General features: G+C 49.9%; 19 protein-coding genes, 1 tRNA gene and 2 pseudogenes. 11 read left to right on the top strand and 11 right to left on the bottom strand.

Going from position 1 to position 23,527, the window contains the following annotated elements; genetic code table 11:
* The first annotated feature begins 154 nt into the window (after nucleotides 1–154).
* The 3 genes and pseudogenes from NQ230_RS08635 (at nucleotide 155) to NQ230_RS08625 (ending at nucleotide 2,616) form a co-directional block, all read left to right on the top strand.
* Entirely contained in the window at nucleotides 155–466 is a 312-nt protein-coding gene (locus NQ230_RS08635; protein ID WP_228057695.1) for a phage holin family protein, read from the top strand.
* Nucleotides 453–842: pseudogene (locus tag NQ230_RS08630) on the top strand (M15 family metallopeptidase). The gene NQ230_RS08635 and the pseudogene NQ230_RS08630 overlap by 14 nt, the downstream one beginning before the upstream one ends.
* Nucleotides 843–1,089: 247 nt before the next feature.
* Nucleotides 1,090–2,616 (top strand): aryl-sulfate sulfotransferase, encoded by a 1,527-nt coding sequence (locus NQ230_RS08625; protein ID WP_257260773.1) that lies wholly within the window; start codon nucleotides 1,090–1,092, stop codon nucleotides 2,614–2,616.
* Between the two features lie 146 nt (nucleotides 2,617–2,762).
* Here NQ230_RS08625 and NQ230_RS08620 read toward each other — a convergent pair whose 3' ends face one another.
* Nucleotides 2,763–3,920, bottom strand: coding sequence for a cytoplasmic protein (locus NQ230_RS08620; RefSeq protein ID WP_257261327.1), 1,158 nt, complete (start codon nucleotides 3,918–3,920; stop codon nucleotides 2,763–2,765).
* Between the two features lie 132 nt (nucleotides 3,921–4,052).
* Between NQ230_RS08620 and NQ230_RS08615 the strand changes: the two genes are divergently transcribed.
* From NQ230_RS08615 to NQ230_RS08595, 5 genes are all read left to right on the top strand, one after another.
* Nucleotides 4,053–5,606 carry a bifunctional metallophosphatase/5'-nucleotidase gene (locus NQ230_RS08615; RefSeq protein WP_159515653.1) on the top strand — a complete coding sequence of 518 codons (1,554 nt, stop codon included), beginning with the start codon at nucleotides 4,053–4,055 and terminating at the stop codon, nucleotides 5,604–5,606.
* A gap of 137 nt (nucleotides 5,607–5,743) precedes the next feature.
* Nucleotides 5,744–7,306 carry a bifunctional metallophosphatase/5'-nucleotidase gene (locus NQ230_RS08610; protein ID WP_257260772.1) on the top strand — a complete coding sequence of 521 codons (1,563 nt, stop codon included), beginning with the start codon at nucleotides 5,744–5,746 and terminating at the stop codon, nucleotides 7,304–7,306.
* Nucleotides 7,307–7,390: 84 nt separating this feature from the next.
* Entirely contained in the window at nucleotides 7,391–8,272 is an 882-nt protein-coding gene (locus NQ230_RS08605; protein ID WP_257260771.1) for a nucleoside-specific channel-forming protein Tsx, read from the top strand.
* Nucleotides 8,273–8,294: 22 nt separating this feature from the next.
* Complete coding sequence (locus NQ230_RS08600) at nucleotides 8,295–9,905, top strand: bifunctional metallophosphatase/5'-nucleotidase (RefSeq protein WP_371745446.1); 1,611 nt, start codon at nucleotides 8,295–8,297, stop codon at nucleotides 9,903–9,905.
* A gap of 162 nt (nucleotides 9,906–10,067) precedes the next feature.
* Entirely contained in the window at nucleotides 10,068–10,973 is a 906-nt protein-coding gene (locus NQ230_RS08595) for a radical SAM protein (RefSeq protein ID WP_257260768.1), read from the top strand.
* An 8-nt stretch (nucleotides 10,974–10,981) separates the two neighbouring features.
* Here the strand turns inward: NQ230_RS08595 and NQ230_RS08590 are convergent.
* Nucleotides 10,982–11,577, bottom strand: a pseudogene (locus NQ230_RS08590) (LysR family transcriptional regulator).
* Between the two features lie 170 nt (nucleotides 11,578–11,747).
* On the opposite strand from NQ230_RS08590, the gene NQ230_RS08585 reads away from it, so the two are divergent.
* Nucleotides 11,748–12,353 carry a glutathione S-transferase family protein gene (locus NQ230_RS08585; RefSeq protein WP_257260767.1) on the top strand — a complete coding sequence of 202 codons (606 nt, stop codon included), beginning with the start codon at nucleotides 11,748–11,750 and terminating at the stop codon, nucleotides 12,351–12,353.
* A gap of 42 nt (nucleotides 12,354–12,395) precedes the next feature.
* Here NQ230_RS08585 and cbl read toward each other — a convergent pair whose 3' ends face one another.
* Both cbl and nac read right to left on the bottom strand, forming a co-directional pair.
* A complete protein-coding gene (gene cbl / locus NQ230_RS08580) occupies nucleotides 12,396–13,346 on the bottom strand; it encodes an HTH-type transcriptional regulator Cbl (RefSeq protein WP_159514496.1) in 951 nt (316 codons plus the stop codon).
* Nucleotides 13,347–13,442: 96 nt separating this feature from the next.
* Entirely contained in the window at nucleotides 13,443–14,360 is a 918-nt protein-coding gene (nac, locus tag NQ230_RS08575) for a nitrogen assimilation transcriptional regulator NAC (protein ID WP_008499475.1), read from the bottom strand.
* Nucleotides 14,361–14,680: 320 nt separating this feature from the next.
* Here nac and NQ230_RS08570 point away from each other — a divergent pair.
* A tRNA-Asn gene (locus tag NQ230_RS08570) sits at nucleotides 14,681–14,756 on the top strand.
* A gap of 145 nt (nucleotides 14,757–14,901) precedes the next feature.
* Here NQ230_RS08570 and ldtA read toward each other — a convergent pair.
* Nucleotides 14,902–15,798, bottom strand: coding sequence for a L,D-transpeptidase (gene ldtA, locus NQ230_RS08565; protein WP_219324572.1), 897 nt, complete (start codon nucleotides 15,796–15,798; stop codon nucleotides 14,902–14,904).
* A 166-nt stretch (nucleotides 15,799–15,964) separates the two neighbouring features.
* Between ldtA and NQ230_RS08560 the strand changes: the two genes are divergently transcribed.
* Entirely contained in the window at nucleotides 15,965–16,858 is an 894-nt protein-coding gene (locus tag NQ230_RS08560; protein WP_159514498.1) for a LysR family transcriptional regulator, read from the top strand.
* On the opposite strand, the gene NQ230_RS08555 is transcribed toward NQ230_RS08560, so the two are convergent.
* From NQ230_RS08555 to NQ230_RS08530, 6 genes are read right to left on the bottom strand one after another with little or no spacing between them, the layout of a single operon-like run.
* On the bottom strand, nucleotides 16,824–17,717 hold the full coding sequence (locus NQ230_RS08555; protein ID WP_121424343.1) for a DUF6282 family protein: 894 nt from the start codon (nucleotides 17,715–17,717) through the stop codon (nucleotides 16,824–16,826). The genes NQ230_RS08560 and NQ230_RS08555 overlap by 35 nt on opposite strands.
* Nucleotides 17,714–18,397, bottom strand: coding sequence for an RraA family protein (locus NQ230_RS08550; protein WP_257260765.1), 684 nt, complete (start codon nucleotides 18,395–18,397; stop codon nucleotides 17,714–17,716). The genes NQ230_RS08555 and NQ230_RS08550 overlap by 4 nt, the downstream gene beginning before the upstream one ends.
* A complete protein-coding gene (locus tag NQ230_RS08545) occupies nucleotides 18,390–20,549 on the bottom strand; it encodes an isocitrate/isopropylmalate dehydrogenase family protein (protein WP_257260764.1) in 2,160 nt (719 codons plus the stop codon). Before NQ230_RS08545 ends, NQ230_RS08550 begins: the two co-directional genes overlap by 8 nt.
* Nucleotides 20,546–21,262, bottom strand: coding sequence for an alpha/beta fold hydrolase (locus NQ230_RS08540; protein ID WP_219324569.1), 717 nt, complete (start codon nucleotides 21,260–21,262; stop codon nucleotides 20,546–20,548). Before NQ230_RS08540 ends, NQ230_RS08545 begins: the two co-directional genes overlap by 4 nt.
* Nucleotides 21,259–22,200, bottom strand: coding sequence for a hydroxymethylglutaryl-CoA lyase-like TIM-barrel protein (locus NQ230_RS08535; RefSeq protein ID WP_121424347.1), 942 nt, complete (start codon nucleotides 22,198–22,200; stop codon nucleotides 21,259–21,261). Before NQ230_RS08535 ends, NQ230_RS08540 begins: the two co-directional genes overlap by 4 nt.
* Nucleotides 22,193–23,410, bottom strand: a complete 1,218-nt coding sequence (locus NQ230_RS08530; RefSeq protein ID WP_121424348.1) for a multidrug effflux MFS transporter — start codon at nucleotides 23,408–23,410, stop codon at nucleotides 22,193–22,195. The genes NQ230_RS08535 and NQ230_RS08530 overlap by 8 nt, the downstream gene beginning before the upstream one ends.
* Between the last annotated feature and the right edge of the window lie 117 nt (nucleotides 23,411–23,527).

Raw genomic sequence — 23,527 nt, 5'->3', positions numbered from 1 at the left:
TCTATTAATTACATTCCGTGTGACATTCATCACAAAACAGGGTCGCTCAACGTTTATTATTTACCGCATAGCAAAAAAATATTTCTCGGTCAGGAAAAAATAATCTCATCATGAGGTAAAGTTCGTTATTAACTCACCTATGGAGGTAATTGTTTTGCCATGGAAAGATCCATCATCAAATGCATTTTTTAGCTGGGTTTACATAATATTATTCGGCGCGTGGGGAGGTCTTGTTAGATATCTCCTTGACGTTAAGTCGGGCCAGTCGGGAAGAAATTTATTTTCGGCAGTAGCACAAATTATTGTGTCAGGATTCACCGGTGTACTTGCTGGATTGATGTCCCAAAGCCTGGGAACAGTATTTCACACTTCACTTGCCGTCAGCGGTATATCAGGTGCCATGGGCGTTGTTGCCCTTAATTATTACTGGAAAAAAATCTCTGGAGACAGCAATGATAAATCATGAATTTAGTAAAACGACTGAAAAGAACCTTAAAGGCGTTCATAAGGATCTTTCTGATGTAATGAGAAAAGCGTTGAAATTATCGCCTATTGATTTCGGCATTTCAGAAGGGGTAAGAAACCAGAAGCGGCAGCTTGAGCTATTGGCAGCAGGAAAATCATTAACCTCAAAAAGCAGGCATTTAACGGGACACGCCGTCGATGTATTCGCAGTCATAAACGGCACAGCATCCTAGGAGTTTAAACATTACCAGACAATTGCAACGGCTGTGTTTCAGGCTGCTAAGGAGTTATCTGTTGATGTTGAATGGGGCGGAAACTGGACGGAAATAAAGGATGGGGTTCATTTTCAGCTCTCACGAAAGATGTATCCTGAATAGCAGCTAAATATTTGGCAGGTCTATTCTGGCCGATAATACTGTACACCAGCATTTACTGGATGATAAACCATGCCATGCTTATTCAACTATTTTACAAGAGGAGAATTACAATACAAAACTATTTTTAATTACCACAGCATCAACTTATCCGCCAGTCGTTCATTTGTTCGCTATTTATTTTAGCGATACCTTATTGCGCTGGCAAAAAATATATATTTCATTGAACGAAACAAAAAGGAATACAATCATGACTATTACTTATGTTAAAACTGAACTTGCACCAGCCGACAACCAGCTCGCTGCATATATTTATTTTACCTCTGATACGCCAGTTAGCTACTCTTACACCGTATCAAAACGGACAACCAGCCCAACCAGCGTAGATTTCACCTATGAATCGGATCTGATTTATGGCGTTTCTCAAACCATAAAAATTCCTGTTATTGGTCTTTATGCACAATATGCAAACAGCGTGCAGGTCGTGTTTAAGGATGAAACTGGAGCTGAAGTTTTCAATCAGGCATTCACTATTAGCACCGAAGATCAGATATATGATACCTCTGTCATCTTCCATCTCGATATTGAACAAACCGATCCTGCACTGTTTACCTCTGTATGGGGAAACAGCTGGTTAATGGAATCCACTGGCCGTGGTTATGACCAGAATGGTGACCTGCGTTTTAACTTCGTATCGGTTTATCATCTCCAGCCGCTGCGAATCCACAATGGCTACCTCTATACCGGTAGCGATGAAGATATGTCGTGGTACGGTCGTCGCTTCTTCAAAATTGACATTATGGGTAATGTCGTTCTGGAATTCGACCTGCGTGATGCGGATGGCAATCATTATGCAAATACTCACGATGTAGTCTGGGACTCAGCGGGCGACATTTATATGTTTGGCACCGATAGTCCTAACCGACTCACCAATACGATGGCGCAAGATGCCGTGGTGCTAAAATTCAACGATCAGACAGGGAAAATGATTTGGGCGAAAAACTATACCAGTGAGTATAGTGGCTCTCAAATCTTGAATAATAATACCCCTAATGATGTCCATTTTAACTCACTCACATGGATTGCAAGTAGTCCAAACAACGAAGAAGCCGTTATTGTCCATTCTCGCACAACGAGTACCACTTTTGGGATCTCTATCGTTGATGGCAGTATCTTGTGGACAATCGACACCGGTAATTTCAACCCTCAGTTCCCGGCTAAACAAACGACTGTTCATATTGATAACACTGGTATTACTCACTATGAAAATGGTGCCCATACGGTGTGCATCACTAATAATAGTGCATTTGCAGCAAATATCGATCCTACCGTAGGCAAATTTGTCTTATCTGTCTTTGATAACAGATCTTGCGTTGATGCAAATGGAAACCCTGTTATTCGCCCTATGAATGACGAAGCAACAACGGATGCCTACCAAACAGATCCAGCACGCATTCTTTTCTATGCGGTAGACTTAGCAGCCAAAACAGCAGTGGAAATTCATGCACCTATTGAACTCCCAACGACGCCTATCATCCAATGGACTGACTTTATGGGAAGCGTGTTTGATCATGGTGATTATTTCACTATCTTCACCTGCCATGCGCGTTCATTCTTCATCAGTGATGTGGACGGCAATATGATTGCTTCTATCTACGATGTGATTTCATTACCTGATGGCGCACCTCAATTCCCTGGTGAGGCCTATCGTGCAAGATTGTTTAACGAAACGGAGCTTACTGATGTCATCACTGCGGCATCCATTCATGCAAATTAATAAAAAGATGTAAAAAGATTAGCAATCGGTCGGCAGGTTTGATTACCTATTGATCGCACTGCAGATGTTAAAAGGGTTCATGTAGATACATGAACCCTTAACGTTATATACCGGGAATGCAGGGCATAACTTTATCGCCGATTAGATTAGATTGAAGCGGTGCTCGTGCCAGGCAACGTTTGTGTAAGTTTATCGTTAGACGCATCCGCCAGAGAAAGGAGAATCTGCGTTACGCGCCCAGCGGAAAGTTTGGCACTATTCGTAAACTCAGCTTGCTGGTATAGCCAGTGGCTAAAGTGCCTGCTGGCCCTTAAAGAGAGTATTTTAGCGTTACGCTTATCACCCCCTGTTAACGGACATACCATCCGGCGGTTTTTCCCCTGTCCCCAGAGCTGCCACTGAGTTTGCCACCAGCCGTGCTGTGTTGTTCTCAGTAAAGTCCAGGGTATATCGCTTTCATCTTCAGTGATTTCCTCTTCTAAAAACCAAAGCTCACCTTGCCGCTGGCGAAACAGATCTGCCCAGGCGGTAATAACGGCGCCTCGAAGAAAGCATTCGTGTGAAATGACGTGTGTCTTTACCTGAGGGAAAAGGATGTTAAGTAAACGAAAATGCCCGTGAGCCGCGATAACGGGACGCAGAATCGCACCTCTGGCGTTACGTTTGAGAGCTGCACTTCCATACTGAATTTCATCAAACTGGCTCCGATGTAGAAACTGCATCTCGCGCATATCAACGCGATTAACGATATCACTATGGTGCAAATCAGGCTCAATATACCCACGCCAGTGATACCTTAACGTTTCACCGCTGGCATGCGGCGTAAAATTTGTGGAGATATGAAGAACACTACCGCGGTCGGCGTCGAAACTGAGTAGCACATACAGCTTCTGTTCTGTACTACTCCCCTGAAAAGGCACAATGAGTGAAATAGTTTCAATTCGCTCCGGGGGGACAATTTTTCTTTTTGTTTGTCGTTTGGGCGTCCAGACTTTTCTGCAGGCTCTGCACTGCACCCGCTGCGTTCTCTGCGGGTTATAACCATAACAAATAGTTTTCAGGCTATAACATTCAGGACAAAAATAACCGTTTTCTGAGGCATATGCCTTTAAATGAGCAGATAGCCATTCATTAAATTGTTGTTCATCAAACAGCGGGGGATAACTCCCGCAAGCCCGACAGTGTAATGCCGGAAACCCTAGCCTGTAATCTGGCCAACTGTAATCTGAACATGCCGATACAGGTAGCCCTAAATTGCGGCAACCAAACGATTTGCAGGTATTAATCGTAAATAGAGTCAATATGTGTTACCAACGATTTCAAGAGGTCGCTGATTTTGCCTCATAACTCCTGATTGATTGTGTGAGCAGACTCGCATAAAAGATTCTTTCACAACGTAAAGTAACGAACCTTTATATAACTGAAAGGAACTGATGATGAATATAAAAGCGATTAGCGCAGGCATTCTGTTGACATTACCATTTTGGGCCTGTGCCAAGGATGTCACATTTATTTATACCAACGATCTCCACGCTCATGTGGAGCCTTATAAGGTTCCATGGATCGCTGAAGGCAAACGCGATGTCGGTGGTTGGGCGAATATCACCACCATGGTGAAAGAGGAAAAGCAAAAAAGTAAAGCAACATGGTTTTTTGATGCAGGTGATTATTTTACGGGTCCTTATATTAGTAGCTTAACGAAGGGAAAAGCTATTATTGATATTATGAATACCATGCCGTTTGACGCAGTCACGATAGGTAATCATGAATTCGATCACGGCTGGGATAATACGTTATTACAGTTAAGCCAGGCGAAATTCCCTATTGTACAGGGCAACATATTCTATCAGAACAGCAGCAAGTTATTCTGGGATAAGCCATATACCATCATCGAAAAAGAAGGCGTGAAAATTGGCGTCATTGGTTTGCACGGCGTCTTTGCCTTCAATGATACCGTTTCAGCGGCAACACGCGTAGGTATTGAAGCGCGGGATGAAATTAAGTGGCTGCAGAGCTATTTAGATGAACTCAAAGGAAAAGTCGACTTAACCGTATTGCTGGTTCATGAAGGCACGCCGGCGCGTCAGTCCAGTGTGGGGGGGACCGACGTACGCCGTGCGCTGGATAAAGATATTCAAACCGCAAGCCAGGTAAAAGGCCTGGATATTCTGATTACGGGACATGCGCATGTTGGTACCCCGGAACCGATTAAAGTAGGCAATACGTTGATCCTCTCGACCGACAGCGGCGGCATTGATGTGGGGAAACTGGTACTGGACTACACGAAGCCGCATCAGTTTACGGTGAAAAATTTCGAGCTTAAAACCATTTACGCCGATGAGTGGAAGCCCGATCCGCAAACGAAAAAGGTCATAGACGGCTGGAATAAGCAACTTGATGAAGTGGTTCAACAAACCGTAGCGCAGTCGCCGGTTGAATTGACGCGTGCGTATGGTGAATCAGCCTCGCTGGGAAATCTGGCTGCTGACGCTTTGCTGGCGGCAGCGGGTAAAAATACCCAGTTGGCCTTGACCAACTCCGGTGGGATTCGCAATGAAATCCCGTCTGGCGCGATTACGATGGGTGGTGTCATTAGTACGTTCCCCTTCCCTAACGAGCTGGCCACGATGGACCTCACGGGCAAACAATTACGCACGCTGATGGAGCATGCCGCAAGTTTAAGCAATGGCGTCTTGCAGGTATCAAAAGGCCTGGAGATGAAGTATGACAGCAGTAAACCGATCGGTCAGCGAGTCGTCGTATTTACACTTAACGGCAAGCCAATTGAAGACGCGACCGTCTACCACATTGCCACCCAGAGCTTCCTTGCTGACGGTGGGGATGGTTTTACCACCTTTACCGAAGGTAAAGCACGCAATACAACAGGCGGTTACTACGTTTCTAACGCTGTGATCGATTACTTCAAGGCGGGCAATACCATTACGGATGAGCAGATCAACGGCATGCGCGTTGCTGATGTAAAAAAATAAAGGTCCCTGCCATACATGCTTTCGGTGCCGCATTGGTGATGAATGCATTGAAATGAATGTAATGAAATAACCGTTTAAGGGTTCATATATCTACATGAACCCTTTTTCAAACTATCGTTTTTTCAAGGGAATTGATTATGAAGAAAAATATAAAGCTGAGTCTGATTACGTTGTGCTTGTCCGCAACGCTTACTGCATCAGTTAATGCGAAAGATGTGACAATTTACTATACCAACGATCTGCATGCGCATGTCTCTCCGGGGAAAGTCCCCACCGTTGACAAAGAACGTCTGGTAGGGGGTTTTGCTAATATAGCGACCATCGTTAATGATGCTAAGAAAAAAAGTAAAGATATCTTTTTCTTTGATGCAGGTGATTACTTTACCGGACCCTATATAAGCACCCTGACCAAAGGTGAAGCAATTATTGATATCATGAACACCATGCCTTTTGACGCTGTGTCGGTGGGGAACCACGAATTTGACCATGGCGTTGATAATATGGTTAAGCAGTTATCAAAAGCAAACTTCCCCATTTTGTTAGGCAATGTTTTTTATACCAACAGTGATAAGCCCGTCTGGAATAACCCCTGGACGATCGTCGAAAAAAATGGCATTAAAATTGGTGTAATCGGGGTGCATCAGAAATTTGCATTTTATGACACGATTGCCGCTAAAGCTTACGCAGGCTCAGAGGCGCGTGATGAAGTGCCTTATATTCAACAAGGGCTTGATGCGTTAAAAGGTAAAGTGGATATCATCGTGCTGCTTATCCATGAAGGTACGCCAGCGCGTCAATCAAGTTATGGAAACAAAGACGTAGCCAGAATGCTGCAAGCTGATATCGATACCGCAAAGAAATTTAAGGGTATTGATGTATTAATCACGGGTCATGCCCATGTAGGTACGCCAGAGCCAATTAAAGTCAATGACACTCTCATTGTTTCAACGGATGCCTATGGCACTGATATTGGTAAATTAGTATTGGATTATAACCCTCAGACTAAAAAAATTGAGGGTTATAATGGTAAATTAATCACTGTATTTGCTGACGAATATAAGCCAGATCCAAAAGTACAAGCCAGAATTGATGAATGGAATGCCAGGCTGAAAAAAATCACTGGCCAGGTTATTGGATCGACAACGGCGCCCTTCACACGTTCTTATGGTGAATCATCACCTGTCGGTAATTTAATTATCGACGCCATGATGGCAAAAGTGCCGGATGCCGTCGTTGGATTACAAAATAGCGGCGGAATACGTGCTGATTTCCCACAGGGGAACTTAACCTACGGCGATGTCATTACTACCTTCCCATTTAATAACGATCTGGTTGAAATGGATCTCACCGGTAAAGATCTCACCGATTTAATGATCCATGCAACTAATCTCACCAATGGTATTTTGCAAGTGTCAAAAAGCGTTCATGTTGAATATGACAGTAAAAAACCGCTGGGTGAACGTCTTATTAAATTCACTGTTAATAATCAGCCTATAGATCCAGCCAGAACATATCGGGTTGCTACACACTCATTTTGCGCGACAGGTGGCGATGGATTTGAAGCGTTTTTAAAAGGGAAAAACATCAAAACCACCAACAGTACTACCTCTGCCGAGTCAATTATTGATTACGTTAAGGCGCATAGCCCAGTAAAACCCGATCTTGAAATGAGGGTGACTGATGTAAGCGCTGCTAAATAGATTCAACAAGAAGTGGTGAAATACTGACGCGTATTTCAAATAACACTCGTTTTTCAACAGACTTCCATAGAAGGAATTATACGCATGAAAAAAATGAAATGTCTTTTGCCAGGCGCATTGATATTGCTACCTGTGGTTGCGTTTGCAGACTCTGGAAATGATGAATACCTATCAGACTGGTGGCATCAAAGCATTAATATTGTCGGCAGCAACTCTACCCGCTTCGGGCCACAAAAAAGAGCAGACTTATATCCAGAATATCGTGCGTGGGCACATGTGGATTGGTTTGATTTCTACGGCTACGCCGATTTACCTAAATTTTTTGGTTTAGGAAATGATAACGATATCGGCATTTGGGATAATGGCTCGCCATTCTTCATGGAAATAGAACCACGCTTTAGCATCGACAAATTAACGGGGCTCGACCTGAGTTTTGGTCCATTTAAAGAATGGTATTTTGCTCACAACTATATTTATGATGCGGGCACTAATGAAGGACAGCGTCAGAGTACCTGGTATATGGGGCTTGGGACAGATATCGATACGGGATTACCGATGACGTTATCTGCGAACATCTACGCTAAATACCAGGGGAATAATTATAACGCCGCCAACGAAAACGAATGGGATGGGTATCGATTTAAAGTAAAATATGCTGTTCCGCTCACTACGCTGTTTGGCGGCAAGCTAAATTACGTCGGTTTCACCAACTTTGATTTCGGCTCAGACTTAAAAGACGAATCAGGAGGCGCGCAGCCATTTTACTCACGTACAAATGACTCAATCGTTTCCACCCATATCCTCAGCTTAGTTTACTCTCACTGGAGTTATGGCGCGACCCTTCGTTATTTCTATCATGGTGGGCAATTTGAAGAAGGCAGTAAAGCATACAACAGCAAAGGGCAGATCACGCGTATAGACTCAACGGGGTGGGCCTACTATTTAACCGCCGGATACACTTTTTAAATATGACTAAAAGGAATTGGCCATGAAGAAAAGAATAATTGCTGCAAGTGTTCTGTTGACGTTGCCATTTTGGGCAGGTGCCAAAGATGTCACTATTATCTATACCAACGATCTCCACGCGCATGTCGATACTTACAAACTCCCTTATGTCGCCAACGGCACAAGGGATATTGGTGGATTCGCTAATATCACAACCTTAGTAAAACAGGAAAAAGCAAAAAATAAAGCCACCTTTTATTTTGATGCCGGTGACTACTTTACCGGACCCTATATCAGCAGTCTGACAAAGGGGGAGGCAATAATTGATATTATGAATACTATGCCGTTTGATGCGGTATCAATTGGCAATCATGAATTTGACCATGGCTGGGATAATCTCCTGCGCCAGTTAAGCAAAGCGAACTTCCCTGTTCTGCTGGGGAATGTATTCCATAAGGACAGCGAAAAACCTTTCTGGAACAAACCGTATACCATTCTGGAAAAAGATGGCGTAAAGATTGGCGTTATTGGGCTGCACGGCGTGTTTGCGTTTAATGACACTGTCTCAGAACTCTCGCTCCAGGGTCTCGATAATGATAATAACAACCGCTTTGATAAATCAGCAGCGGCCCTTAAGAACCAGGGGATTGAGGCTCGCGATGAGGTGAAGTATCTGCAGCACTACCTGGATGAGCTGCGGGGCAAAGTTGACGTTACCGTCGCGCTGGTTCATGAAGGTGTTCCGGCGCGTCAGTCCAGCATTGGGAATACCGATGTCCGACGTGCACTGGATAAAGATATTCAGACGGCAAGCCAGGTCACAGGACTTGATATTCTTATCACCGGACATGCTCACACAGGAACACCGGAACCGATCAAAGTGGGGAATACGTTAATCCTTTCGACTGACAGCGGCGGTATCGATGTCGGTAAATTGGTACTCGATGTTAAACCTGCCACGCATACCCATGAAGTGAAAAGCTTCGAGCTTAAAACGCTTTACGCTGATGAATGGAAACCTGATCCAACAACGCAGAAAGTTATTAATGGCTGGAATAAAAAACTCGCGGATATCGTGCGCCAGCCGGTCGGTGAATCCCCCATCGCGTTAACCCGTGCCTATGGCGAGTCATCACAACTTGGGAACTTGTTTACTGATGCAATGCTTGCCGCTGCGCCGAAGGCACAGATAGCACTGATTAATTCCGGTAGCTTACGGGCCGATCTCAACGCAGGCCCTCTTACTTTTGATGATATCACCAGCACATTCCCCTTCAAGAATGAGCTTACAGAGATGGATCTCAGCGGCAAGGATCTGCGTAATCTGATGGAGCATGGCGCATCGCTCACCAATGGCATACTTCAAATGTCACAGGGGGCTGAAATGCATTATATGCCGCAGAAACCAGCAGGTAAGCGCGTCGTATCTTTCACAATTAACGGCAAAGAGATTGCCGATACGGAGACTTACCATGTTGCTACGACGACATTCCTTGCTTTAGGAGGCGATGGTTTTCTGGCATTTAAAGAAGGGAAAAATGTTCAAGTCCGTGCCGGACACAATATGTCCGATGTGGTCATTGACTATCTGAAGTCAGGGCACAAAATCGTTCCTGCACAAGTTAATGAAATGCGCGTTGAAGTCAGTAAGTAATAAAATAATGATGCCATTCGTTTATGAGTGGCATCACTTTTTATAAAGATGGAAAGTTGCCCTATGACGGAAAAACACTTAACTACATTCTGTAATTTACATTGTACAGAATGCTCTCATCTCCATAAAATGCGACTGCACCCGGAATGCCAAACGGGTTGTATGGATGATACGACGCTTAAGCAATATATTCGTCAGAAAATTGAATCATGGGAAACTGGCGATGTGCATTTTTCCTGGCAAGATGAAGAATTAACGTCTGACGGATTAATTTTTTTAAAACGCGTCATTGACTTACAGCTGCGGTTTGCACAAGGTAAAACTATTATTAATACATTGCTCATCAGCGGTATTACGTTAGATGACGGCTGGTGTGAATTCATCAAAAAGAATGATTTTCTTATTTGCATTTCGGTAGATGGTGATAGTCAGCAAAGCGACACGTTCAGCAAAACGATTTCTGAAAGCCCAGTGGCTAATATGATTGAAGCAAACGTGAGGCTACTGCATAAGCACGACATTACATTCAGTACGCTTACCGTCCTTAACAACATAAATAGCCAGCAACCGCTGCGAATCTATCATTATTTGAAGAGTCTTGGCAGTCGCCATATGTTGTTTCTCCCGTTACTTAAACCGCTTGAACAAGGTGGTGTGGATGCGCAAAGCCTTGCGCCCGCCGCACTGGGGATTTTTTTGAAAACGATTTTTTATACCTGGATACGCCTGGACATTGGAACGATTAAAATCCCTATCTTTGAGCATGCATTTGCTGCGTGGTGCGGGTTATCTGTGCCGACCTGCGTTTATGCATCCTGTGATGACAGCAATCCACATTTCACAGCGAAACTGGCAAAAGAATGTACGAGTTGCAAAATGGAATTCGCCTGCCGCGGCGGTTGTGCAAAAGACCGCATAGCGCTTTCCCAATCCGGTGAGCCGCAGCTTAATTATTTTTGCGAAAGCTATCAGGCTTTTTTTACGTATGCGGAACCCTATATGTTGATGATGAAGGCTTTGTGGGAACAAAACTATGCGCCTTCCGATATTCGAAAGTATTTGGCCTGACATCATTCTCAGGGCGCCGTCTGCTGAAGCCAGATCCGCACTTCTTCGTTCAGCCACGCGACAAAAAGAGCCACCTCCGGCTTCGCCTCCTTTGGCTGCGCTGTCACCAGCCAGTAAGGCCAGGGATACGGCGCGGTGATGGAGGTTAGCTGGACCAGTTCACCTCTGGTGATGGCGTCCTGAACCAGAGAGCGACGCTCCAGCGCGATGCCTTTCCCGAGCCGAACGGCTTCGATAATGATATTGGAGTCGTTAATACATAAACCGCCAGGCGCGGCAACAGCCAGTGGCATCCAAAAGACGGCACCATTGCCAGCGTCAGCTCCTGTTTTCTCGGCTTCACCTGCACGAGCCGGGTGGCATCTGCGATATGGTTCAGCGCCTCGCGTACCTGTAGGGCATAGAGCCGCCCTTCTTCGTTGAGCTGCACCCCTCGCCCGTTCCGGATGAAGAGCTTCACGCCCACCATCTCCTCCAGCATTTTGATCTGCTGGCTGATAGCGGAATGGGTAACGTGGAGTTCTTTCGCCGCCAGCGTCACGCTGCCAAGACGGGCGACGGCTTCGAAGCTTCGCAAACTGGCAATGGGTGGAAAATCGGACATGAAAACACTCCCTTATCTGCACTGGATCTATAACGACAGCTTGCCCACATGTCAGTAATACTAACCTTTACGGTAAGATACTGAAGATATTCGCCAGGAAGTTTGTATTGTAATGTCAGTTCATCCTTTTCAATGACGCGTTATTTCACAGAGACAGGAAAACGGGAATTATGATTAAGCTTATTGGCATGATGGATTCGCCTTATGTACGGCGCGTGGCGATCTCTCTTGAGCTTTATGGCGTTAAGTTTGAAAGCCAGCCGCTGTCGGTCTTTAGCACCTTCGAAGCGTTCTCCCGAATCAACCCCGCGGTAAAAGCGCCAACGTTGATTCTGGATAACGGAATACGGCTGATGGACTCGTCGCTGATACTGAACTATTTTGAGTCTCAGGCCACCCCCGAGCGGAGACTCCTGCCCGTCGCGCCGGATGCGCAGGCAAAGGATCTTCAGACGCTGGGCTTTATTCTCGCCGCCGCTGAGAAGGCCGTGCAAAATGTGTATGAACACCACCAGCGCCCGGTGGAAAAGCAGCACGCTGCATGGGTCGAACGCATTACAACCCAGCTGCTGGCTGCCTGCAGGGAATGGAATACCTTACTGGAGACGCGCCCGACCACCGTTCCCGATCAGGTTGCCGTCACGAGCACGGTTGTCTGGACGTTTATTCAGTCGATGATCCCGCACGTCGTTAACGCAGCGGATTTCAGAGAGATTCAGGCATTTGCCGAATCATTCGAATCACAGGCGGTCTTTAAAAAATATCCGTTCAACTAAGCGATGAGCCCGGTAGCGCAGCGCTACCGGGCAGGCCAGCAGCTAAATCTGATAATCAATCGCCACTTCTTCCGGCTCCATCACCTGGCGTTTAATCTCATCCACCGACAGCCCGGCGTTGCAGAGCTCGATAAAGCGCCACACATAGTTGCGCTGCAGTTGCCCGCGCTTCAGGCCAAGCCATACGGTATTGGCGTCAAACAGATGTCGCGTATCAAGACGCACCAAATTCCCGTCCTCGCGTTCTCCGCTGGACTGTTCCGCAACCAGACCAATGCCCAGGCCCAGCTCAACGTAGGTTTTGATCACATCAGAATCCTGCGCGCTCAGCACCACGTCCGGCGTTAGCCCTTTGCGGTTGAAGGCTTCATCAATGCGCGAACGTCCGGTGATCCCCTGGCGGTATGTGATCAGCGGCCATTTCGCAACGTCTTCCAGCGTCAGGGGAGAGACCTGATTCAGCGGATGATCGACCGGGAGCAATAAGCTGTGGTACCAGCGAAACCAGGGGAACGCCACCAGCAGCGGGTCGTTGCTCAGGCGCTCGCTGGCAATGCCGATATCCGCCCCACCGTTTTGCAGCAGCACTTCAATTTCCTGCGGCGTGCCCTGGATGAGCTCCAGACGGACGTCAGGGAAAAGTTCGCGGAAGGCTTTTATCACCGGCGGCAGGCTGTAGCGCGCCTGGGTGTGGGTGGTGGCGATGGTGAGTACGCCCGAGGCGTCATTGGTGAAGAGATCCGCCAGACGACGAACGTTGCTGGCCTCGTTGAGGATCCGCTCTGCGATGATGAGCAAAGCCTTACCCGGCTCCGTCATGCCGAGCAGCCGCTTGCCGCGACGGATAAAGATCTCTATACCCAGTTCCTCTTCCAGCTCGCGGATATGGCGGCTGACGCCGGACTGAGAGGTATAAAGCATATTGGCGACCTCGGTCAGGTTGTAGTCCCGCCTGGCCGCCTCACGGATAATTTTAAGTTGCTGGAAATTCACGATTCACTCCGGCGCATCTGACATAGCTCTATTGTTAGAGTCAGCCGAGCTGCAGAACAAATAATAAAAACCAGCATCTTATGCTTTTATGGAATATCAGCTCACGAGCTGGAGTTCACGGTTCTCAAGCGACGGCTTGCTGACCAGCGACATCAAAATCTCTTTTACCGCCTGTGCCTGAGGCGACAGCGAACCGCGCGCAGACATGTTCAGCGACAGCGGCAGACTCATCGAAGGCGTGGTGATCCGCGCCATCCAGCCGTTTGCCGCGCTGCACAGCGAGCGTGCTGCGGACTCCGGCAGAACCGTCACGCCCATTCCGCTGGCAATGGCCGCGGTGAGCGTGGAGATTGAGTCAATTTCACCGATGATTTTGGCCGTCAGGCGGCGCAGGGAGAACGCTTCGTCCACGCGCACGCGCACGGCGCTATAGTCGCGCGGCAGATAGAGGTTCATCTCTGCCACGGCGGTAAGGTCTACGCTCTGGCCCGGACAGTCCCGAGTCCCCACGAGGTAGAGATCTTCTTTCAGCAGCGGCTGGCTGGTGATACCGGCAACCGGGGAGCGATCGTAAAGGACCGCCATGTCCAGCTGGCCATTGAGCAGTTTGTCATTCAGGACGGAACCGCTGTTTTCGTGCAGGTAGACCAGCACTTCAGGCAGCTCGGCGCGAACGGCCTGCAGCAGCGGCATGGTAATAGAGGACGCGGCCGTTCCGGGCGCCAGGCCGATAGACACGTGCCCGCTCAGGGTCTGCCCCACGTTATTCACCGCCAGCTGCGCCTGTTCACACTGGCGAAGGATGGTGCGCGCATGGGTATAAAGGATTTTGCCTGCTTCCGTTGGTGTGACGCCGCGTTTGGTGCGGATCAACAGCTGCTGATCCATCTCGCCTTCCAGAGTAGCCACCTGCTGGCTCAGCGCGGGCTGCGCGATATGCAGCACTTCTGCCGCTTGAGTCAGGCTGCCGATATCGACGATTTTTACGAAGTATTTCAGTCGTCTTAAGTTCATTTTGCCCCCTGTTCGAAATGCTGTGCCGGAACCGGCTGTCGTTGTTGAACAGGTTTTGCAATATGAATGCCACTTTTACCAGGCGGTCTAAATTGTTCGCTAAGCGCCTGAAAATAAGGAAACCTAATCATGGAGGGGGGTTTTATTACCGAAACAGCAGTTTATGATCTGCCCCATTAGGGGTATACCCGCACCATGACGGTGCATTCCGCTGCCAAAAACATCACTTTGCCGATTTTGTCAGCAAACGATCAAAAGGCGTTGATCCACCCTTTGACAAGGCGAACGCAGGTCGATAATATGCGCCCCATTCACACGATTCCTCTGTAGTTCAGTCGGTAGAACGGCGGACTGTTAATCCGTATGTCACTGGTTCGAGTCCAGTCAGAGGAGCCAAATTTAAAAAGCCTGCTTTTAAAGCAGGCTTTTTGCTTTTCGGCATCTGGTAAAATTGTCGGGTGGCGGCTGCGCCTTACCCGACCTACAAAAACCTCGAATCGTAGGCCGGGTAAGGCGCAGCCGCCACCCGGCGAAAATCACCTCACATGCCGATCTTAACCGGCATCCCCGATCGCCGCTCCAGTTCAGCGCCCGCGCCCTCGTTTATCAGCTGCGTTCGCTGCGCGGCTGAAATAGGCAGAGGCACTTTCCGGGTTGACTCAAATTCCGCGCGGTTACGTGATAATGGCTCATGAACCTCCACCCAGCGGCTTCCGTCCGGCTCAGTTGTCACCTTTACGGGTCGATCGATAAGCTGCACGCGGGTTCCCACGGGAACGTTATCGAAAAGGTATTTGATGTCGTTATTTCGCAGACGAATACAGCCCTGGCTCACCCGCAGCCCGATGCCGAAATTCGAGTTTGTGCCGTGAATGGCATAGAGCCTGCCGATATAAATCGCATAGAGCCCCATCGGGTTATCCGGCCCGGCGGGCACGAATGCCGGAAGCGTTTTCCCTTCTGCAGCATAGGCACGCCGCGTATTTGGCGTCGGAGACCAGGTTGGCCCCTCCTGCTTACGCTCAACGGCCGTCACCCAGTTACGCGGGGTTTCACGCCCGGCCTGACCGATGCCGATGGGCAGCACTTCAACGGTATTGCCACCCGGCGGGTAGTAGTAGAGGCGCATTTCTGCCGCATTCACGATAATGCCCTCGCGGACGGTGTCAGGCAAAATCAGCTGCTGAGGGATGGTTAAGGTCGTTCCGGCTTTTGGCAAAAAAGGATCCACGCCCGGGTTTGCTTCCAGCATGTTGCTCAGCCCCTGCCCGTACTGCGCCGCAAAATACTCCAGCGGCCGGGTATTCTCCTGGGGGACAACAACCGTAACGGGAGCGCCAACAAGACGACTGCCTTCAGGGGGAAGTGGGTACGTAACGGCCAGCGCACCGGGAGTTATGGCAGCAAGCATTAACGCGAGCGAGAATAAGCGAATCATAGTTTCCCTGATCTTAAACCTGATAGTCACAGGCTAACTATAACTGCCCGCTGCGAAATTTGTCAGAATAGTCACGCTGCGATAACGGTTTGCAATAAAAACCAGCACAACATGCTGATGAAATAATGCGAGAATAGCGATACCAGACCAGCGTCAGGAGGACACAATGCTGGAAAATATGAAAGCCTTCAGAATGGTCGTAGAGTGTCAGGGGTTCCGCGCCGCCGCGATGGCCATGAAACTCTCCCCGGCCATGATCAGCCGCAGAATTGAAAAGCTGGAAAGCGAGGTGAATGCGCAACTGATTAAACGCAATTCGCGCCGCATTTCACTGACGACGGCCGGAGAGCAATTTTACCAGCGCTGCCTGCTCATTATTGATGAATATGAGTCCTGCCTCAGGGATGTCAAAAGCCTCAGTAACGAAATTGGCGGCAATCTCAAAGTGGGTATACCCCATTCAATCAGCAACCAGCACGTTATTCCGCACCTTGGTGCCTTCCTGGAGCGCTATCCCAATCTGAGGCTGGACATCGTGACCGGCAATCACTGCATGGAGCTGTTCAGCCACGGCTTCGATCTGGCGCTTCAGTGCGGGCCACTCCCCGACAGCAACCTTTATTACACGCTGATTGGCTACTGGCGAAAATATACCTGTCTTTCACGCTCCTACGCGCAGCAGCACGGTATTCCGCAACATCCTGACGAGCTGCGCCAGCATACCTGCCTTCTGCATTTTGATAACCACCGCCGCAGCTGGAAATTTGTTATTGACGATGAGCTGGTTGAAATCCGCCCTCATTACGTCTCCAGAGTGAGCAACAGCCTCGACCTGTGCAATATGGTGCATCACGGGTTAGGGATCTGTTACCTGCCGGAATTCACCGTGAGAGCGGGAATGGAGTCAGGAGAAATCATCACCGCCCTTGATGCCTATATGCCTGCCCCTCTTCCCATGTATGTGGTGCATATCAATCCTCATCCCTCGCCCAAGGAACAGGCATTTATTGATTTCCTCCGCACGCTTAACCTTGCAACGGCCCCGGCGCCAACATCCTGAGCGGGTTCAGCAGCGCGATCTCATCGATGCGCGCCGCATCCAGTCCGGCCTCTCTGAACCAGCGGTGGCTATCCTCCAGCCACTCGCCGATGTCGGGCTGGCCCGGCTGGCCCAGATCCGAGCTGTAAACCAGGTTATGGACTCCCGTCAGCACCTCATAGAGATCGTCGAGGGGCTGATAGCCTAAATAGACCGTCAGGGCGCACTGCTCAACAAAGAGCCACTCGTGTTCGCCGAGCGCGCGCAGTTCACGGGCGGTAAATCCCGTCATCGGATTCGCCGGCTGGTTCAGCATCAGCCTGCATCCACCCACTCGCTCAACGGCCTCAATCAGACGCAGCGTTTGGTCTTTCGTCGCATGTCCTGAGGAGAGCACAATGTCATGATGCCTGGCAAAATGAATGAGCGTTTTTACGCCAGAACGTAATTCACCCCCATCGTCAGCAATCGAGAGCGGCTGCCCGGCGAAATGCCGGGCATACTCGTTACTGAACGTCCGGGATAACCCGCTTTTATGCGCCGTTGGAACCACGGTTGGCAAGTGCACAAGCAGCCTGGGCGCGCCGTCAAACTGATACTGACTCAGCGCCTGGCGGACAACGTTAAGGTTTATTCCCCCGGCGGCGGCATTCAGTACAACTGAGCCAAAGACGGGCAGCCCCCTCTCCTGCATTGCCGATGCCAGCGCGCTGACGCTCCCCAGGTGGTTCTTAAGCACCACGCCCCCCTGAAGCTGCGCGTAACGTTCCCCGGCCTCCATTGCGGAGTAACGCCGCTGATAGCTGTCCGGGCGCGCGTGATAGTGCACGTCCAGAAAGCGCAGGCGGGACGCCCAGTAGTTATAAAACGGGCGCGTCATGCTTTTGCTTCCCAGGGCACATGGTAGCCAAGCGTTTGTCGGGCTTCGTCGAGCGAGGTGCCTTCACGAACAGCATTAATGATTTCACGCTCCGTCTTTTCAACATTTTCAGCCCGACGGATCACCTCCTCCAACTGCTCAGCGGGGATCGCCAGAACGCCATTCTCATCGCCGAAAATCCAGTCGCCGGGGCAGACCGTTACCCCTTCAATCTGCAGCGCACACTGTACCGCGCTGACCCGCGCACGGTTCTTGCCGGAAACCATATAGATATTGCTGGCGAACAGCGGGTAATTCATCTGACGAATGTCTGCAATGTCCCTGGCTGAGCCGTAGATGACGGAACCGGCGATGCCTTTAAGCACGGCTTTGGTGGTCAGAATATTGCCCCAGCTGGTGCAGTCCGTACGGCCACCATTGTCCACAACGATGACCGCGCCAGCCGGAACCTGATCGATATAGTTCCCCGCATTCATAAACTGGTTTTTCTCCACCACGCAGGCTTCATACTTGACGGTCCAGGCAGGCCCTGCCAGCTTTCCGCCCCCGGCCTGCAGCTTAATGCCCGCAAGGCCACCCGCAATGTATAAACTGTCCAGCGCATCCGAAATGGCTGCCGTATCCAGCGCCAGCAGGCGCGACTGAAGCGTCGGGTGAGTCGTCATTGTCGAATTATCCATGTTGTGTTGTCAGGGTTTTTAAGGCGCACCAGGCGGCATATTCCGGCAGGGTTTGCGCAAGCAGTATTCTGTTCATCGGAAACGTCATCTGATGCGCCTGACCATTCTGGTGACGAACCGATATTGTCATTTGCCCCAGATGGGCTTCGCCGATCGGAAGCTCGTGGAGCGAGGGGCTAACCGTCACATCCATCCTGACCGCTGGCTCTCCTTTTCGGTGCTGGGATCCTGCGGGCAGGTAAGCCGGGAGGTCTGCATCTGACGTATGCCAGCGAATACTGCACGCCTCCTGCAGTATTTCTCCCGCCGTTTTATTCCGTTTACTCACAAGATATGGACGCAGCGCGCTGTCCAGACTTTGCCTCACCGAAAGCGGCAGAGGCCGATGTTCAGGCGTCACAATCTGGACGATGACGTAAGGGCTTTTCCATAAGAAATGGCTGTCCCAGTCCGTGGAGGTAACCAGCGCACTGACGATAGAACCAACCTCGCTCTCGCTGATGCCGAGCAGGGTCCAGCTGTGCTTTTTCCTTTCAGGCCCGGTTTCCACGCTGTTTGCCAGCGTCTCTTCCAGCATCGGTAACGCCTGGGAGGGCGGCCCAGGCAGAACCACCAGCTGGCTGCCCGCCACGCATGCGCTGAACCCTGGTGCGGTGCCGGAAGCGTTATCCAGAATGGAAGCGCCTTCGGGGAAACGCGCCTGAAGACGATTCGAAGGATCGTTCTTCACCCCGAACGTCACGAGACGGCGTTCAATGGTTTTCCACGTCTCTTCGTCGTGTACCAGCGGTTTATTCAGGACCTGAGCAATCGCCTCGCGGGTTTTATCGTCAGAGGTTGGGCCAAGTCCGCCGCATACCACAATGAGATCGTCCTGCCCGATACGCCCCGTCACTACCGAGCTTATCTGCGGGATATTGTCTGCACAGGTCGCCTGAAATCTGACCTGATAATGCGCCTTTTCAAGGCATTGACTGATAGTCTGCTGGTTCGTATTAAGGCATTGTCCGGAAAGGAGCTCATCACCAATCGCGATCACGCTGGCCGTTTTCGCGATGGCTGGCTGAACCAGGGCGTCGATTATTGCCTTTGCCATCTCCTGCGTTGTCGCCGAGCCGCCTAAATCGTAGGTGGCCACCTTCCCGTCACGAACAACGCGATCGACAGCCTGCTGCAGTTTTTCCGCCTGCGCCTCAAAGCCCAGGTACTCCAGCATGAGCGCAATCGTGTAGAACATCGCACACGGATTGGCTTTTCCCTGCCCCGCCATCCCCGGCGCGCTGCCGTGTACGGGTTCAAAATAGGCTACCTCACTGCCAATATTGGCGCTGGGTGCCAGGCCAAGTCCCCCCATCACGCCGGCAGCCAGATCCGACAGGATATCGCCAAACATATTTTCTGCGACAATCACGCCAAACTCGTGAGGCTTGCGTACCAGCCAGAGGGCAATCGCATCAACGTTATGAATATCTGCCCGAATGTCAGGAAAACGCGCGGCCACTTCATGAAATATGGTTGCCGCGAAATGGCCGCTTTCGCGCATGACGTTGGGTTTATCGGCAAACGTGACGCGCGAAAAGTGGTTTTTGCGGGCATAGTCGAAGGCCGTCTGAAACAGGCGCTCCAGGCCATAGCGCGTTTGCAGGCGGACTGACCATGCCGCCTCGTCCGGGCCATATTTTTCGAGGTTCGGGTGCTTAAGCCAGCTGGCCACGTTCGCGCCGACACCTTTAAAATCCATTCCGGCGTACAGCCCCTCGGTATTTTCCCGGATCACACAGCAGCGGAAAGGACGTCGCTCCCCTGTTACATATTTCACCGGACGGATGTTGGCAAAGAGCCCAAGCCTCTGCCGGAGTTGAATCACCGGTGAGACGTACTCAATGCCTTTCTGCCGGAGCGCTAAAGGTAGCGCCTGCTGAGCCTGCAATTTTCCCTTGCTGGTGATGGCCCCCAGCAGCACCGCATCAGCCTCCGCAATCTGATCCCAGGTACGGGCTGGCACAGGATTACCCTCACGTTCCCAGCAGGACCAGCCTATTTCCCCAAAGGTCAGGTGGATGGGAAGATCCAGCGCACCGATGACGGGTAACGCGGCGTCGCACACTTCCTGACCAATACCGTCTCCCGGCAATACCAGAACATTTTTCATAAGGTATCGATCCATTCGTTGAGCAGCGCATTCACCGCAGCCGGATTGTCATTCCACGGACGCATCCCCGCGCCGGGAATGCGTTTGTAATAGTGCTGGGTTCGGGGGCTGTGGGTCTGGTTTTCCCATGAGGCCAGCTGGGATTTTTCACCCACAATCGCCAGGTAGTTACCGTCATAGGCGGCAATATCCGCGCGGGCATCCATCTTTAACAGCAGTGAGAATCCGGTGAGCATTCTCTTAATCGCCGACATTTTCTCGGTATCTGGCAGGGTAAATTTCTCCCGCGGCGCAGGCGAACCTTCGGGCAGGACATAGTGATGCAGAATATCCATGGCCGAACCGAGTTCACCTTTTTCAAGTAGAGAGATGAGACGAACCAGCCGCTGCGTTAATTTTTCGTCGGCAAAACCGGGAGCGCTCACGCTCAAGACGCCCGCTACGCCGCGTAAACGGTGCGCCAGCAGCTGCACCAGCGTGCCTGCCATTGCAAACCCCACCAGCAGCCAGGGGCGTTTGACCTGGGCATTTAGCGTCTGGCAAAGCGCGTCAATCGCGCTCTGCGGATCGTCGTGTGTAATCAGGTTCAACGTATCAACGATCGTGACGGAAAATCCTTTCTCTTCGAGCAAGGTAACCAGCGGAGCGCAAAACGCCCCCCCGTCCCAGGCGGGCATGACCGGCGCCAGTATTACTGCATCCTGTAATTTCATGCTGCCGTTCCTGTGATCACGTTATCAATAGCGCTGAAGGTTCTCTGGCTTTCTGTCGTCAGCGTCTCTTCCACCATCTTCCGGTTTTCGACGCTGAGATTTTTCACCCCAAGGATCATATCCACCACGCTGCGGTAAGAGGCGTTGTAGAATTCCTTCGATACCAGCTGATGCACCTGATTAAATATCCACTCCGTGTGATAACGGTCTTTGCCTTCGTTGAAATTACACAGCGACAGCCAGGTTTCCATCGCCAGGTTTCCCGCCCCTTTTCCCATGCCGGTCAGGGAACTATCAATAAAGGTCGCGCCGGCCTTTACGGCTTCAATGGAGTTTGCCATTGCCAGCCCCAGGTTATCGTGGGCATGGAATCCCACCTCAAGCGGGGTGGTGCATTTAAGCAGGTTGACCAGACGCGCGGTCTGCTCTGGCCGCAAGCTGCCGTTAGAGTCCGCAATGCAAATAATATCGGCCCCGGCTTTCTCACACTGCAATGCCACGTCAACAAGCGTCTTCGCGTTAATTTGGCTGGCTCGCGTAAAGTTCATACTCACGCGCAGACCGTTCTCTTTCGCCACCTCACACATTTCCAGCGCGGGTTGGGGATTATCTGTTTTGATACAGATCCGCAGCAGCGCAACGCCGCTTTTTCGCAGGCTAATAATATCTTGTCGGTTAATATTATGAGGATGGGCAATGACCACTAATTTTGCTTCGGGTACGGCATCATGAATCGCCTGGATATAATTATCGGGAGACATTCCGGTTAAACCAATATCCGCGATGGGTTTAAACGAACCGTTTCGGTAACCTATTTCTATCCATTCAACGCCACTGCCCACCAGTGCGCGCACATGCTTAATTGCGTAGTCCACGGGGAAGCTGAAATTGTTTTGATACCCGCCATCCCTTAATGTGACATCTATATTATTAATCATTGATATTACTCTCTTTACTGGAGATAAATTCCATAAAACCATATTGACCAAAAACATATACAAGGAAACCTACAACGCAGACGCAGGCAATAATCAGCGCGGTCATGACGGGAGCATGAGCGGAGAGTTTTCCAATAAGGAAGGTTGCGAGCGCTGCGCTTCCAAGCTGTAATGCGCCCATCACCCCCGAGGCCGTTCCTGACGCCTGCGGATGTGCCGCGATGGCAGACGCCGTGCCCAACGGCAGCAGGAAGCCATTGCCAAAAGTCAGAATGCCGATGGAGATAATGCTGGTGAACAAAGGCACTGGGCTTAAGTACATCTGAAGCGCAAAGACGATGCCGCCGATGACAAAAATGCGATACCCACGGCGAATGGTCTCTTCAATACCCACCAGGCGAGATCTTTTTTTAGCGATAAGATTCCCCGCCACGTAGCTTACGGAAAGCAAAATATAGGTGTAACCGATATAAAGCGGTGAAAGCCCAAGCTTGCCCAGCAAAAAGGGCGACTCGACGATATAGGAAAAATAGGCCGCGTAAGCAAAACAGGGAATGGCGGCATAAAACAAAAACTGCCTGTTTCTTAACACCACAAGGGTGTTGACCATGGCCGCCATCACGCTCAGCCTTTGCCTTTTTTCAGGCGGTAACGTTTCGCGCAGCGCGGTGAGACAGAGTCCCAGCGTCATGACGATAAACAAGGTCAAAAAGATAAAACAGGATTTCCAGCCGAAGTGTTGGGTTAAAACGCCGCCGATCATGGGCGCAATAGCCGGTGACATCCCGACAAAGGGAAATATGACAAGATACAACTGGGCCGAAGACTTCTTATCCAACATGTCATTAATAATCGCCCGGCTGACGGTGATACCGGCGCAGGAGCCGATGCCCTGTAATAAGCGTAAAATAAGCAGCTCATTAATATGAGTAGAGTAAATAACGCCGACCGTCGAAACCAACCAGATTAACAGCCCCGCAATAAGCGTTTTCTTTCTCCCCAGGCTGTCGCTTAACGGCCCATACACCAGCTGTGAAAACGCAACACCAAATAAAAACAGGGCGATAGCATCCTGTATTTGCGCCTCCGTGACCTTATAAAACAACTGCATTTCGCTCAGCGCAGGCAAAAAGATATCGGTAGATATTAATCCGCCCACGGACAGGCATGCAATTAATACCACCAGGGGCATAGATAGCGTTTTATTCATATTCGTATAAACCAGGAATTGGGGTAATACGAATTTATCGAAAGCGCTTCACAATGAGAACAATAATAAACTAAACGGTCTGTTGCACATTAGTAAACGAACGTTTTCTGTCGATAA

Origin of the sequence: Enterobacter asburiae (assembly GCF_024599655.1) — a bacterium.
In the GTDB taxonomy this organism is placed as follows: Bacteria; Pseudomonadota; Gammaproteobacteria; order Enterobacterales; family Enterobacteriaceae; genus Enterobacter; species Enterobacter asburiae_D.
Note: the sequence above shows the minus strand (reverse complement) of the source record. Positions and strands in the feature narration are given on the sequence as shown.